The sequence below is a fragment of the Aeromonas aquatilis genome, from assembly GCF_054052405.1.
Map to the genome: position 1 here is coordinate 66081 of NZ_JBSTYP010000006.1, position 14102 is coordinate 80182.

The following is a 14102-nucleotide window of genomic DNA, read 5'->3' on the forward strand; positions in this document are numbered from 1 at the left end:
TCACTGACAGCTCTTAACCGAGCGCTAGCCAGACCCCCACCCCCAGCATCAGGGTACCGGCGATGCGATTCATCAGGGTGACGTTGCCGCTCTTGGCGAGGAAGTGGCGCAGGGTACGACCACCACTGGCGTAGAGCAGCAGGCAGGCGAATTCGATGACCAGAATCAGCGCCACCAGCGCAGTGATCTGCGGCACCATCGGCTTGCTGGCCGAAATAAACGGTGGCAGCAGGGAGATCATGAAGGCCCACCCCTTGGGGTTGGCGATTGCGGTGACAAAACCCTGCACCGCTAGTCCCGTGGCGCTGGTCTGCTGACCGGCCGAGAGATCTGCCGGAATGGCCATCTTGCCTTTCGCCTGCCACATCTGGATGCCGAGCCACACCAGATAGGCCCCCCCGACATATTTGAAGGCGGCGAAGATCCCCGGATAGTTGAGCATGATGGCTGCCACCCCGATCACCGACAGCACCGAGACCAGCCCGACCCCGATCAGCTCTCCCCACATCATGTGCAGGGTACGGCGCACCCCCAGGCTCATACCTAGGGTCATCGACAGGGTCATACACATGCCGGGGGTCACCGAGACAAAGAAAAAGGTCGGGATAAACAGAGCCAGAATGGCCGGATCGATCCAGCTGGACACAACACACCTCCATGACGATAAGCAAATAACGATGCAGCCGGAACACTCGGATGGCTGCACATGGCTGATGTTTGACGCGGCCTCGGGGGAGAGCCATCTTGCCTCGCCAGCACCACGGCGACAAGGAAAATGTTCATCAACCCACAGCGGAAGCACACATGCTCGCTCAGCCGACTCGCCATGCCACCGGCAGCGCCCAGGTTTCCCTGCAACGCTGTCGTCTCCCCCCCTGATGGCCTCGGGCTGATGATGAACCCCCTGTTTTAAACGCCATTTTTTGGCCGTTGGTGCCATAAGGGGCTGGGCTGCCCTGTCAAATATCGGTATGGTAGAGGCACGTCACTCCCCCTCACGTGAGACCATCATGAGCCTGAGATTCAAGAAACCCGCTTTTATCGCCCTGGGGCTCATCGCCCTCATTTCCGCCGCCTGGCTCGACTACTACCTGCCGGAGCACACCATCGCCACCATCACCGGGGTCGAGGTGAAGCGCACCGACAAGGATGGCCCCATCAGCCAGAAGAACCCGGCTGACGGCCCCACCACCGACGTCTATTACATCTACACCGAGCGCCCCGGCGAGAAGATCCGGGTGTTTCGCAATGAAGATACCGAGTGGGGCTGGCCCTTCTACTTCAAGTTCAACGCCGCCGATGTCCAGGCCAAGGCCAAGTCGATGGAGTTCGAGAAACGCCTGGCCATCATCACCTCCTACGGCTGGCGCGTGAACATGTTCTCCATGTTCCCCAACGTCACCAAGATCGAGAGCACAGAGCCTGACGCCTCCACCTGGAGCTTCTTCCGCTGGTTCTGGTTCGGCCTCTGGGCACTGGTGATGGGCAAGGCAGCCATCGCGACCTGGCGCTACTTCGATCGTCTTGAGGACGAGCTATGAGTGAGCCGAGCAAGACCCGCACCAGCTTCTACCGGCGGCTCTACGTGGCCTGGCTGATCAGTCAGGGCACAGATACGGTGCCTGCCATCATGGAGGCGACCGGCATGCCGCGCCGCACCGCGCAGGATACCCTGACGGCGCTGGCCGAGCTCGACATCAGCTGCGCCTTCGAGCAGACCGAGGGGGCTCGCCACCTGCAGGGACACTACCACATAAGCGACTGGGGGCCCATCAATCCGGCGTGGATCAAGGCTCAACTGCCGCTTATCAAAGAGACGTTGAGCTATCCCTGAAATGAGGTCGAGTCAGGCCTGCGACTGGGGAACCTATTGCAATCCGGCATGGATCAAGGCTCAAGTGCCGCTTATCAAGGAGACGCTGAGCTATCCCTGATCAGGGCGCTAAGCAACAATAAAAAAAGAGGGGCCAGCCGACAAGGCTGGCCCCTCTTTTTTCAGGCCGATGGAGTGACAGGTGGCTCTACTCGGGCATGGCCGAATCCTCAAGTTCTCCGTCAGACTCGCCGCGGGTGCAGTCGATGATGGAGCGCTTGGGGTTGTTGGGATCGCGCAGCAGCAAAGGGGCGGAACCTTCATCGTGCTTCTGCTCGTCGCCAAACTCGCTGCCGTAGGCGTTGTGGGTCAAGCGGCGGGCATTGGCGATGGGAGTATCGACAAAGAGAGCATGCACTTCGAAGCTGGAAGCGGGCACGATAAAGCCGACCACCGGCAAGCCGTGTAGCTCCTCGTGCACCTTGTACCAGGCAAAGCCGTCGCTCACCTTGTAGGGGGTGTAGTTGGCCAGTTGTAGATTGGCGGGCCTGCCTGTCTCATCCACATAGAGATCGGTAAATTCACAGGTCGCCAGCCCCTGCCACATCCGCTCGAATGGCGTCGCACAGCCTGTCAGTTGCAACCCGGCCAGCAGCACCAAGCCTCTCTTCCACATTCCCCGCCCCTTCTTGCAAAAATGAACCGGCGCTCAGTCAAACGCCCGCAGCCGCTCGACCAGCAGATCAATAAAGCCTGCCCGATCCAGCCCCAGCAACACCAGCGCATTGGCTGGCTTGCCGGTTAGACCATAACGATCCACCACCGTCATCCCCACGGTATGCACCCCGCTGGTCTCGATATCGACCCGGCACTCGACCCCGTGGAACAGCTCGGGAGCCAGCAACCAGGCAATGGTACAGGGGTCGTGGAGCGGTGCACCAGCAAATCCCCACTTGGGATCCCGATGGTAGATCATGAAAAAGTCGAGCAGCCCGGCCACACACTGGGCTACCGGGTTGGTGATGGCGCGCACCCGCTCGATATCCTCGTCCATCACCTGCGCCTCATGGGTCACATCGAGGCCACACATGGTGATGGGGATACCCGACTTGAAAACCATATCGGCCGCTTCCGGGTCCACATAAATATTGAATTCCGCCGCCGGCGTCCAGTTGCCAGCCCCAGCGGCGCCCCCCATCAATACGATGCGGGCAATCTTGGGTTTGAGCTCGGGATGAGCCGCCAGCAGCAGGGCGATATTGGTGAGCGGCCCAGTCGGCACTAGGGTCACAGGTTTTAGGCTCTCGCGCAGACATTTGGCCATCAGCTCGATCCCCGTCATCCCCTGCGGCGCAAAGGCGGGATCCGGCAACTTGGGGCCATCGAGCCCAGATTCGCCATGGACGTTGTCGGCGATAATCAGCTCGCGGGCCAGTGGTTTCGGCGCCCCGGCCGCCACCGGAATATCGTCCCGTCCCAGCAAGGTGAGGATGCGCAGGGCATTGTTAAGGGTCTTGTCCGGCGTCTGGTTGCCCGCGCTGGTGGTAACCGCCAGCACCTTGAGTTCGGGGCTGGCCAGCGCCAGAATCAGGGCGATGGCGTCGTCGTGGCCGGGATCACAATCGAGAATAACGGGCAGTGCCATGGAAAGGGTCCTTACAACATCAAAGGGAGCCCTACCTTAGCAAGCTCGCGGCGGCTGAACTCGGGAGGGGGTCACAAAACGGTTCCTGATTTTTTTCAATCAGTTACCTTCGCACTGTCACGGCTCGCCAGTAGCAGGCCGCAATGAGGGAATGATGTGGCGAGCCCATCCGCTACGCCGATTCGCGCCTTCCCCGCCACTTGGGTATGATGGCCCCCCGTATTCTGCCCGTGCACCCTATGTCCGTTATCGTCGACACCTTTATCGCTCCACCTTGCAGTACCGCCATCGAGATCCTGTTCGAGGATGAGCATCTGCTGCTCATCAACAAGCCGAGCGGCCTGCTGAGCCTCTCGGGCAAGAACCCGCAAAACCTCGACTCGGTTCATTATCGACTGGTACAGGATTACCCCGGCTGCACCCTGGTGCATCGCCTCGACTTTGGCACCTCTGGCATCATGGTGGTGGCCAGAAACAAGGCCATCAACTCCCTGCTCTGCCAGCAGTTCAGTCAGCGGGCGGTGAGCAAGGCCTACAGCGCTCTGCTGTGCGGTCATCTGGCTAGTGATGAAGGGGTTATCGACGCCCCCATCGCCAAGGATCCGGCCCTCTTTCCGCTGATGAAGATCTGCGCTGTCAGTGGCAAACCCGCTCGCTCCCGCTTTCAGGTGGTTGAGCGGCTGGAGTTGCAGATGCAGGGGCTGACCGTGCCACTGACCCGTGTAAGGCTGGTACCGGAGACCGGCCGCACCCATCAGCTGCGCATCCACAGCCAGCGGCTGGGTCACCCCATCCTCGGCTGCGATCTCTACGACGGCCTGCTGTCACCCGGCTGCGAACAGGCACCGCGGCTGATGCTGCACGCCAGCGAGCTGGATTTTGTCCATCCGGTCAGCGGCGAGCCGATGCAGATCCGCTGCGCGCCTCCGTTTTAGAGACAATCAGTGGAGACAACAAGCGCAATTGCGGCGGGATCAGTGACCGGTGTGACGGGAGGGAAAAGCGGTAAACGGTAGATAAAGATAGGGGCCGCGCTTTCGCAACGGCCCCCACCCCCCACTCTTTGTGGTGCTATCAGATCAGCTTGCGGGCAGCGCCCAATACGATCTTGATGGCATCAGATTCGGTCTTCGCCATGGTCTCGGCGTTCGGGATCTCTTGCTGGGTACGGTTGACGATAACGCCAGCCACCATACCGGCACGCAGGCCCTGGCTGGAGCACATGGTCAGCAGGGTTGCAGACTCCATCTCATAGTTCAGCACGCCCATGGCTTGCCACTCTTTCATGGAACCCTGGAAACGGCTCACTACGCGGCCGGATACGGTGTCGTAACGCTCCTGACCCGGGTAGAAGGTGTCGGAGGAGGCAGTCACACCGATGTGCAGCTTGGAGCCCATCTCTTTGGCGGTGTTCACCAGCGCGGTGGTGCAGTCGAAGTCGGCAACAGCCGGGAACTCCATCGGTGCGAAGTGCAGGCTGGCACCGTCGAGGCGCACGGAACCGGTGGTCACGATCACGTCACCCACGTTCAAGTGCGGCTGGATGGCGCCAGTGGTGCCGATACGCAGGAAGGTGCGGATGCCCAGCTGGGCCAGCTCTTCTACCGCGATGGAGGTGGACGGGCCACCGATACCGGTAGAGCAGATGATCACGGCCTTGCCGTCCATCTCGCCGCGCCAGGTAGTGAATTCACGATGGCTGGCCAGGTGCACCGGGTTATCCAACAGCTCTGCGATACGCTTCACGCGCTCGGGGTCACCGGGGACGATCGCCAGGGTGGCGCCTTGCAGATCCGCTTTCTTCAAACCCAAGTGAAATACATCAGACATAGTGGACTCCTGGTTGCCCCCTGCCAGCATGGTCAGGGCACAAGTTAAGATGATTCTTTATGATACTTTCAAGCCTTTACCCCCCTCTTCGGGGAGGCGCCAACTATGGTCGAAAGCGCTTTCCAATTCCTTGAAGCGCCTCACACTTCCATGCATTGACAGTGACAAACATTGCGCAAAACGTTTGCTAACTCAATGAAATAATTGACAAACGTTTTTCTGCAAATCGAGTCAGATGCGGGAAAGTCAAGCCTGGTTCAGCGCTTAATTAACGACTCGTGATCGCCCCCGTAAAGTTGCAAAACAGATGCTTTTGTATCCCCATCAAGATGGTAACGTGGCAGCCAATTACCACTTAATGGCTAACGATAGGGAGTCCATCATGGCTACATTCAAATTCTATATTCCTGCAATCAACCTGATGGGTGCCGGCTGCCTGCAAGAGGCTGCCGCCGATATCAAGGGTTACGGCTACCGCAAGGCGCTGATCGTCACCGACAAAATTCTCAACCAGATCGGCGTGGTCGCCAAGCTCACCACCCTGCTGGCTGAACATGGCATTGAAAGCGTTGTTTTCGATGAGACCAAGCCGAACCCCACCATGACCAACGTCGAAGCGGGTCTGGCGATGATCAAGGCCAACGGCTGCGACTGCGTCATCTCACTGGGTGGCGGCTCGCCTCACGATTGCGCCAAGGGCATTGCGCTGGTGGCCGCCAACGGTGGCAGCATCAAGGATTACGAAGGGGTGGATCGCTCCGCCAAGCCGCAGTTGCCGCTTATCGCCATCAACACCACCGCCGGTACCGCCTCCGAGATGACCCGCTTCTGCATCATCACCGACGAAGCGCGCCACGTGAAAATGGCCATCATCGACAAGCACGTTACCCCGCTGATGTCGGTCAACGACCCCGAGCTGATGCTGGCCAAGCCAGCCGGTCTCACCGCCGCCACCGGTATGGATGCCCTGACCCACGCCATCGAGGCCTATGTCTCCACCATCGCCACCCCAGTGACCGATGCCAGCGCCGTGATGGCCATCGAGCTGATTGCCAAGCACCTGCGCACCGCCGTTCACCATGGCGATGACCTGCACGCCCGCGAGCAGATGGCCTATGCCCAGTTCCTGGCCGGCATGGCCTTCAACAACGCAAGCCTCGGCTACGTGCACGCCATGGCCCACCAGCTGGGCGGTTTCTACGACCTGCCCCACGGTGTCTGCAACGCCGTGCTGCTGCCCCACGTTCAGGCGTTCAACGCCCAGGTGAGCGCGGCTCGTCTGAAGGATGTAGCCCGCTATATGGGTGTAGATGTGAGCACCATGAGCGACGAACAGGGCGCTGCCGCTGCCATTGCCGCCATCAAGCAGCTGGCGCTGGATGTGAAAATCCCGGCCGGTCTGGAGCAACTCGGCGTAAAGGCCGATGACTTCGATACCCTGGCCAACAACGCCCTGAAAGATGCCTGCGGCTTCACCAACCCGAAACAGGCGAGCCACGAAGAGATCGTTGCCATCTTCCGCGCCGCCATGTAACGGCCGCCGGATTGCCAGAAAGGGTCGCAGTGCGGCCCTTTTTATTGGCTGATGGATCAATGGCTTTTTACTTCCGTGGAGGGAGTCGGTATGATTTGCCGAGCCAAAAAGACTGTATGGATGATCTGAACTCGATATGCGGATGAAACACCTGATTGCCGCGGCTTTGACCGCCCTCACTCTCTCCGGTTGCAGCCTGGTCTATCGTATCGATATTCCTCAGGGCAACTATGTGGAACAAAAACAGGTCGACAAACTGCGCCAGGGGATGACCCGCGAGCAAGTCAGCTATGTACTGGGAACCCCCATGCTGCGTGACGGCTTTGACCCCAACACCTGGTACTACCTCTATGAATTCCAGCCGGGCCACGGCGACAAGGAGCGCAAAGAGCTCACTGTCACCTTCGCCAACGACAGGCTGACCACAGTGACGGGTGACTTCCCGCTGCCAGCAGCCTTCAATACCCCGCTCTGATATCCCGCAAAACCGGCCTCGCGCCGGTTTTGTTTTATCCAGCCCCGCGTAATTCATCCTGCCCGACAACACTGAGTCATTTCTCCCCATTGCAGCTGCCCGCAAATTGCCTGATGCTGATGAGCAGCCACCATGGCATCAACACCATCGAATGACACAGGGAGAATCCCCATGAGCCGGATCCTGATTGCCGGAGCCAGCGGCCTGATCGGTCGCGAACTGGTGCAGCAACTGCCTGCCGAACATGAACTGACCCTGCTCTGTCGCAAGCCGGGCAAGGAGGCACACCACTGGCTGCCGGTCAATTTTGATGATCTGGCCAGCGTCACCCTCTCCCGCCCGGTGGATATCGCCTTCTGTGCCCTCGGTACCACCCGCAAAGAAGCGGGCTCTGCCGAGGCGTTTCGTCGGGTCGATCTCGACTATGTCATCGCCTTTGCCGAGCTGGCCCGTCGCCACGGTTGTCAGCGGCTGATCGTGGTCTCGAGCATAGGAGCCAACACAAGTTCCCCAGCTCTCTATCCGCGTACCAAGGGGGAGATGGAGCAGGCCCTGCTGGCCCAATCCTGGCCACGGCTCGCCATCGTGCGTCCCGCCATGCTGCTGGGGGATCGCCAGCCACCGCGCCTCTCCGAGCAGATCTTTCAGACCATCTACCCGCTGTTTCGGCCACTGCTGGTGGGCAAGCTCGCCCGCTGGCGCGCCATCGAGGCCCGTCAGGTGGCCCGCGCCATGATCGCCCTCTCGAAACTGCCCGCCGGGTGCGAGATTGCCGAGAACGAGCAACTGCTGGCCCTCTGAACTAGGCCTTCCCCACTACTTACGCACAGTGCTGCAAAAACAGAAGAGCAAGCCAACCGGCTTGCCCTTTGTCTATCTGTTGGCGAGTTTCCCCACCACCACTGGCCACTATCGGTGGTCAGGAAGAACGCCATCAACCGCGAATATGGTCGATAAAGGCGTCGATCTGCTCGCGAGTGCAGGCCGGATTCATAAAGACTGCCTTCTCCCCGGCGATATAGGAGTACTTGCCGCGGGCGTCATAGTCGGAGTGGGCCACCGCCTCCACCCAGTTAGTATAGAGCCCGACTTTACCACGCCCCTTGAACAGGCTGCGGTGATAGTCGGTGTTGCGCTGCAGCCGCGCCTTGTAGGCAGGATCGCCGGAGCGGGCCAGCTCGAAGGCGAACTCGGCCTCCGGATCGCTCACCCACTCGGGGTTGTAGATCTTGAAGCCGACGCTCGGCCCCTGATTCTCCTGCGCCACCAGCTTGACGTTGCCCAGCTGGCTTAACCGGAAGCGGAAGTAATTGGCATTTTGCAGGCAGTGGGCCAGCACGGTGCGATACCCCTCCACCCCCATATAGTTGAGCGCCGCATAGGCACCGAACAGGCCACTCGCGCCGCGGGAGCACTCGATGGTGGATTGCAGGTGGGTCTGGCCCTGAATGTCCCGCTCGAAGTAGGAGAAGTTCTCCGGGTCATTCTCCATCGCCTTGAGGTCATCCTGCTCCTTGATCATCACCAGACTGGAGGTATAGGGCACATAGCCCCACTTCTGGAAGTCGACGGTGAAGGAGTCGGCATATTTCAGCTCGGCAAAGCGTGCCACGTTGCGCTCGATCCCTGCCAGAGTCGCGCTGTTGATGGCAAGCGGGTTGGCAGCAAAGTCGTAACCGAGGAAGAAGATCATCGACCAGCCGATCGCTGCGTCGACGTGGATGTGAGGTTTGACCGCCACCTCAAACTGCTCGCAGAGGCGATTGCGCAGCTCGAACACGGGTTTCACCTGATCCACCCCGAAAGTGTCGGTAGTGCCCATGGTGAGCATGATGGTGGGCACCACGTGTTTCAGGGCAAAACAGGCGGTCAGGGTGCGTTCGAGGTGGTCGAGATCGATGTCGTTGTTCTCGCCGACCTGAATGCGGATAGTCTTGTTCTCGATGTCGACCCCGAGCAGGGAGAGGTTGGTGATGTTGGAGTAATGCCCCCCCTGAGAGTTGATGATGCGGTAATCCTGATAGTGGCCGAGCCCCTTGTGCTTGGCCTCGGGCAAGGTTTTGCGAATGCCGAGCAGGTAGCCGTAGAGGTTACAGAAGGTCCCCCCCTGGGTGAAGATGCCGGTGGCGCGAGCCGGGTCGTAACCCGCCAGCAGCGCAATCTGGCGCACCACCTTTTTCTCCAGCTCCTCGGCCACCCCGGCGTATTCGGAGTAGACCAGATTGGGATTGGCCAGAATACCCAGCTGGGCGCCGTAGATGGCGGGATCCGCTGACATGGTGATGACGTTCTCGACGCTGGCGGGGTTCTCCCAATCCTTCGACAGAGCAGCGGCAAACAGCAGCTCGGCCATCGGCTCGCCCGGGGTGCGCATGGTGGCGGGCACCGGCATGGTCTCGCAGAGATCGGCCAAGCGTGCACGGCCATCAGGCCAGGCGTTCAGGCGGGCATCCGGCGCCAGACCACGGGCCCGAAATTCGTTGAGGGTGGCAAATCCGGGTTCGCGAAAAACGGGCCAGAGATCGGGATTGCGCGAGAAAAAGTTGGCTTTGACTGTGGCGAAACGGGCGGAGAAATCAGGATGGACGGCATTGACGTTTTCGTCTTTCAGATAAACTAAGTCACTCATTTTTATACCATTAGTACAGCAAATGTGCGGCCGTTATACCCCTGTGCCAGCGGAGCCGACAGCGACAATATCTAATGGCCTACCCTACTTTTTGTTATGTATCAGCCATGACATGGGCTGGCAAAAAGGCGCCTTTGAGGCGCCTCTTTATATTTCGTGATCTTGCTCCCATCCTGGCTGACAGCGCCCTCACTAACGGACCGCCATCAGTGCAGAGCCCCCCCCTCAACGCAGGGAGGCTAACAGCCACTCGGCAAACTCCGCCAGCTCGCTCTGCTGCTGCGGGAAGGTCGCCAACCAGGGCTGCAGGCGCGCGGCAACAGCGTCCGGTCGATAACCGCAACCCGCCAGTTCGGCCGCCAGCAGATCAAACGGGGCTGGCTCCAGAGTATCGCTAAAGAGCTGCGCCCGAGTGATGACCCCCTTCTCCACATCAAAGTGCAGCTCCACCCCGCCCCAGCTAAAGCGCTCCTCCAGCAGATGGCTGAAGGCCGGGGCATGGCCATAGTTCCACTCCCAACTGCGCTGGCGGGCGAAGGTCTCGGCAAAGCCCGGCAGATCCGGCATCTGCGCCGGGGAGATATGCTCGGGTTCGACCCGCGCACCGTAGTGGTGGAAAAACGCCTCCTGCAGCGCCTCGCTCACCTGTTGATGGTCGATCCCCGGTAGCAGTTCGCACAAGTTGGCCACCCGGCTGCGCACCGAGGTGATTCCCTTGGCCGCCAGCTTCTTGGGGTCGGGGTTGAGGTAGTTGGCAAGGCGGCCGAGATCGGCGTCCAGCAGCAGGGTGCCGTGGTGAAACCCGCGATCCAGAGTCTCCCGATAGGCCGACCCCGATACCTTACGCTCCCCGTCCGGGGTGGCCACCAGCAGATCGTTGCGACCGGAGGCAAACGCCTCGATCCCCAATCGCTTGAGCCCGTCCAGCACGATGGCGGTAGAGACGCTCTTGTCATACTCCGGCTTGCCCGCCATGAAGGTGAAGCAGCTGTTGCCAAGGTCGTGGAACACGGCGCCGCCACCGCTGCTGCGACGCGCCAGGGTGACCCCGTCCTTTTCCATCCGGCGGGTATTGCACTCCTTCCACGGATTCTGGGCCCGGCCGATCACCACGGTATTGGCGTTGCGCCAGAGGAACAGCACCCGCTGGCCGGGGTCCATCTGGCGGAAGATGCACTCCTCAACGGCCAGATTGAACAGGGGATCGTGAGAGTCGGAGACAAGCAGACGCAGGCGAGACATAAAAAGACCTTATCCGGAACTGGGGGCAGCATGATAACACTGACGGGGTACCATCACTGAGCCATCGCACATTAACCGGTGCGCAGCAGCCGTGACACATTTGCGTCACACCTGACCGCCCCATAAAAGTATCTATTGATATAACGACACAGCTTGACGTGCAACCACGGAAAAAATGCAGTCAAGCCACAATGACAACGATAAAAACGGGAAAAAGTGGCTAGAATGCGACCACTTCGATAGGCCATATGACTCTCTTATTGGTCACGTAACTTGCAAAAAAGCGGCATGTATCCATCCCGTGTGATGAATGACACAAAAATGACTTCCCAACCCCCCTATACCCCATTGCAAACGCCTTTTCTCCCCTTGCAGGTGACACAAAATTGCTTGAATCTAGCCTAGACATCGCTCCCGAGAGAAACGTTGTATGACGGAGAACGCAGCCCCCCGCCAGCCCCTCCGCTGGTTTCTGCCAATGCTGGTCAGTATGGTCATCGCGACCCTGACCTCTCCCTCCGTGCGCGCCGGCGAGCAGGTCATCGTCCAGTTGCCGTGGCAACACCAGTTCCAGTTTGCCGGTTACTACGCGGCCATCGCCAAGGGATTTTATCGGGAGGCCGGTTTAGAGGTCACCCTGCGCGAAGCGAACGCCCGGACCGATGTGGTCAGCGAGGTGATCTCGGGAAAGGCCCAGTTTGGCATCAGCGGCAGTGATCTGCTGCTGGATCGGGCTGCCGGTCGTCCGGTGGTGGTGCTCGCCGCCCTGCTGCAGCACTCGCCGCTGATCCTGCTCACGCTGGATCGGCCAGATATTCGCAACCCGGCCGATCTGGCCAACAAGCGACTGATGCTGGAGCCTGGCTCCAACGAGCTGCTGACCTACCTTTCCCACCATACCCGCAGCCGCGACTGGGTCACCCTTCCCTACAAACAGGGGATTCAGGCACTGCTGGCGGGCAAGGTGGATGCCATCAGCGCCTACAGCACTACCGAGCCCTTCTATCTGCAACAAAAAGAGATCCCCTATCGGGTTTTTAGTCCGCGCACCATCGACTTCGACTTCTACGGCGACAACCTGTTTACCTCCGAGCGGGAGCTGATCACCCGACAGGATCGGGTCTACGCCTTCCAGCAGGCCAGCCTCAAGGGGTGGCGCTATGCGATGGACCACCCCGAAGAGATGATCAACCTCATCATGGAGCAGTACCCGACCGGGGCTGGCCGTGAACAGCTGGAGTTCGAGGCTCGCGAAACCAGAGCGCTGATGCAGCCGGATCTGATCGAACCTGGCTACATGCAGCAGGAGCGCTGGCTGCAGATCGCCAAAACCTATCTGGAGGCGGGCATGCTCACGGTATTGCCCAACCTCGACCGCTTTATCTACGACCCGGCGCAGGAGCGGCTGCGCCAGCAACGGCAACTATTCGACAAGAGCGTGGCGGTGGCCATGCTTATCACCTTTACCCTGATGACCCTGCTCGGCATCTTCTTGCACCTCTATCTGCGCCTGCGCCAGGAGGCGCGGGATCGCCAGCGGCTGACCCGTGAACTGGCCCAGAGCGAGCAGCACTATCGCTTCGTGGCGGAGAACAGTGCCGATGTGATCTGGACCATGGATGCCGCCAGCTTGCGCTTTCGCTATGTCAGCCCGGCTATCGCCCCCCTGAGCGGCTACGAGGCCCCCGAGCTGTTTGCCCTGCCCCTCAAACAGCTGCTGCCGGATGCCTCAAGGAAACTGCTGCGTGAGGAGATCTCCGCAACCCTGGAGGCATGGCAGCGGGGAGAGCATGACCAGACCCGCCGGGTCATTCGCACCCAACTGCGCCACAAGGATGGCCATCTGGTGGCCACCGAAACCATCACCACCCTCCATGGCAACCACAATGCCCAGCCGGAGGCGATCCTCGGGGTCACCCGGGATATCACCGAGCGGGCAGCGCGGGAGGAGATGATGCGCCGCCTCGCCTTCTACGACCCCCTCACCGGGTTGCCCAATCGCCGCTTGCTGCAGCAACGGCTCAAGGAGCTGATGGAGCAGGAGACGCCCCGTCCGCTGGCATTGATGTTTATCGACCTCGATCACTTCAAGCCGATCAACGACACCTTCGGCCATGAGACCGGGGATATTCTGCTCAATATGGTGGCCGAGCGGATGAGCCACTGCGTGCGCAAACAGGATCTGGTGGCACGGCTGGGGGGCGACGAGTTCGTTATCTTGCTGCCGGAGAGTGGCGACGAAGTGCTGGCGGTGGCCGACAAGCTGCACCAGCAGCTGCGTCATCCGTTCCAGCTGGAGGGGCAGGAGTTGCTCATCTCCAGCAGTATCGGGCTGGCGCTCTATCCCGAGCACGGGGAGGATGCCAAGACGCTGATGCACCACGCCGATCAGGCGATGTATCAGGCGAAGAGTCGCGGCCGCGGCCGGGTCTGCCTCTATACCGAAGGCCTTGATCCCGAGCAGGGCGCCCTGCTGTGGCAACCCGGCCACGAGTGCGGTCACCCGCGTATCGATGCCGAGCATCGCCAGCTCTTCGTATTGACCAACCGGCTGCTGGAGCGGATGAAAGATCAGCACGAGGATCCGGCCCCGTTTCTGGAGAGTCTGGAGAGCCTGTTCGACATGGCACGCCACCACTTCGCCTTTGAAGAGCAGATGCTGGCGGAGATCGACTATCAGGAACTCGTCAGCCACCGTCAGGATCACCAGCGCCTGCTCAACAAAGCAAGCCAGCTGCTGCACGCTGCCAAAGCGGGGAGACTGGGCAACGACGAACTGCTCAACTTCATCATTCAGGAGCTGGTGGTCGGCCACATGAGTCAGGCGGATCGCCGCTACTTTCCCCTGTTCAGATCAGAACGCAGCCTGTCGGTTGCGGAGGTGGTCGCCTAGTCTTCCCCCTGTTCAGACCCGAGCGTAATGCGACTCTTGCG

The 14102-nt window shown here is 60.3% G+C and carries 14 protein-coding genes; 8 read left to right on the top strand and 6 right to left on the bottom strand.

Annotation, left to right across the window (positions count from 1 at the left end):
* Positions 1-13 precede the first annotated feature (13 nt).
* Positions 14-646 (bottom strand): LysE family translocator, encoded by a 633-nt coding sequence (locus ACW5W8_RS03590; protein ID WP_498626447.1) that lies wholly within the window; start codon positions 644-646, stop codon positions 14-16.
* A 364-nt stretch (positions 647-1010) separates the two neighbouring features.
* On the opposite strand from ACW5W8_RS03590, the gene ACW5W8_RS03595 reads away from it, so the two are divergent.
* Positions 1011-1541 carry a DUF1523 family protein gene (locus ACW5W8_RS03595; RefSeq protein WP_005350438.1) on the top strand — a complete coding sequence of 177 codons (531 nt, stop codon included), beginning with the start codon at positions 1011-1013 and terminating at the stop codon, positions 1539-1541.
* Positions 1538-1834, top strand: a complete 297-nt coding sequence (locus ACW5W8_RS03600) for a winged helix-turn-helix domain-containing protein (protein ID WP_498626448.1) — start codon at positions 1538-1540, stop codon at positions 1832-1834. Before ACW5W8_RS03595 ends, ACW5W8_RS03600 begins: the two co-directional genes overlap by 4 nt.
* Before the next feature lie 187 nt (positions 1835-2021).
* On the opposite strand, the gene ACW5W8_RS03605 is transcribed toward ACW5W8_RS03600, so the two are convergent.
* Together ACW5W8_RS03605 and rihA are read right to left on the bottom strand one after the other, a co-directional pair.
* A complete protein-coding gene (locus ACW5W8_RS03605; RefSeq protein ID WP_005350434.1) occupies positions 2022-2489 on the bottom strand; it encodes a hypothetical protein in 468 nt (155 codons plus the stop codon).
* Between the two features lie 33 nt (positions 2490-2522).
* Entirely contained in the window at positions 2523-3458 is a 936-nt protein-coding gene (gene rihA, locus ACW5W8_RS03610) for a pyrimidine-specific ribonucleoside hydrolase RihA (protein ID WP_498626449.1), read from the bottom strand.
* Between the two features lie 239 nt (positions 3459-3697).
* Between rihA and ACW5W8_RS03615 the strand changes: the two genes are divergently transcribed.
* On the top strand, positions 3698-4393 hold the full coding sequence (locus tag ACW5W8_RS03615; RefSeq protein WP_498626450.1) for an RluA family pseudouridine synthase: 696 nt from the start codon (positions 3698-3700) through the stop codon (positions 4391-4393).
* A 9-nt stretch (positions 4394-4402) separates the two neighbouring features.
* Positions 4403-4474, top strand: coding sequence for a hypothetical protein (locus ACW5W8_RS03620; RefSeq protein ID WP_498626472.1), 72 nt, complete (start codon positions 4403-4405; stop codon positions 4472-4474).
* Between the two features lie 58 nt (positions 4475-4532).
* On the opposite strand, the gene udp is transcribed toward ACW5W8_RS03620, so the two are convergent.
* Positions 4533-5288 (bottom strand): uridine phosphorylase, encoded by a 756-nt coding sequence (gene udp / locus ACW5W8_RS03625; protein WP_005337975.1) that lies wholly within the window; start codon positions 5286-5288, stop codon positions 4533-4535.
* A gap of 382 nt (positions 5289-5670) precedes the next feature.
* Here udp and yiaY point away from each other — a divergent pair, with 382 nt between their 5' ends.
* The 3 genes from yiaY to ACW5W8_RS03640 all read left to right on the top strand — a co-directional run bounded on the left by yiaY (position 5671) and on the right by ACW5W8_RS03640 (position 8098).
* Complete coding sequence (yiaY, locus tag ACW5W8_RS03630; protein ID WP_498626451.1) at positions 5671-6822, top strand: L-threonine dehydrogenase; 1152 nt, start codon at positions 5671-5673, stop codon at positions 6820-6822.
* Between the two features lie 136 nt (positions 6823-6958).
* Positions 6959-7297, top strand: a complete 339-nt coding sequence (gene bamE / locus ACW5W8_RS03635) for an outer membrane protein assembly factor BamE (RefSeq protein WP_005337980.1) — start codon at positions 6959-6961, stop codon at positions 7295-7297.
* Positions 7298-7468: 171 nt separating this feature from the next.
* Complete coding sequence (locus tag ACW5W8_RS03640) at positions 7469-8098, top strand: NAD(P)H-binding protein (RefSeq protein WP_498626452.1); 630 nt, start codon at positions 7469-7471, stop codon at positions 8096-8098.
* A gap of 133 nt (positions 8099-8231) precedes the next feature.
* On the opposite strand, the gene ACW5W8_RS03645 is transcribed toward ACW5W8_RS03640, so the two are convergent.
* Together ACW5W8_RS03645 and lplA are read right to left on the bottom strand one after the other, a co-directional pair.
* Positions 8232-9926 (bottom strand): pyridoxal phosphate-dependent decarboxylase family protein, encoded by a 1695-nt coding sequence (locus tag ACW5W8_RS03645; RefSeq protein ID WP_498626454.1) that lies wholly within the window; start codon positions 9924-9926, stop codon positions 8232-8234.
* Between the two features lie 225 nt (positions 9927-10151).
* A complete protein-coding gene (gene lplA / locus ACW5W8_RS03650; protein WP_498626455.1) occupies positions 10152-11168 on the bottom strand; it encodes a lipoate--protein ligase in 1017 nt (338 codons plus the stop codon).
* Positions 11169-11598: 430 nt separating this feature from the next.
* Between lplA and ACW5W8_RS03655 the strand changes: the two genes are divergently transcribed.
* Positions 11599-14061, top strand: a complete 2463-nt coding sequence (locus ACW5W8_RS03655) for a diguanylate cyclase domain-containing protein (protein ID WP_498626456.1) — start codon at positions 11599-11601, stop codon at positions 14059-14061.
* Positions 14062-14102: the final 41 nt, after the last annotated feature.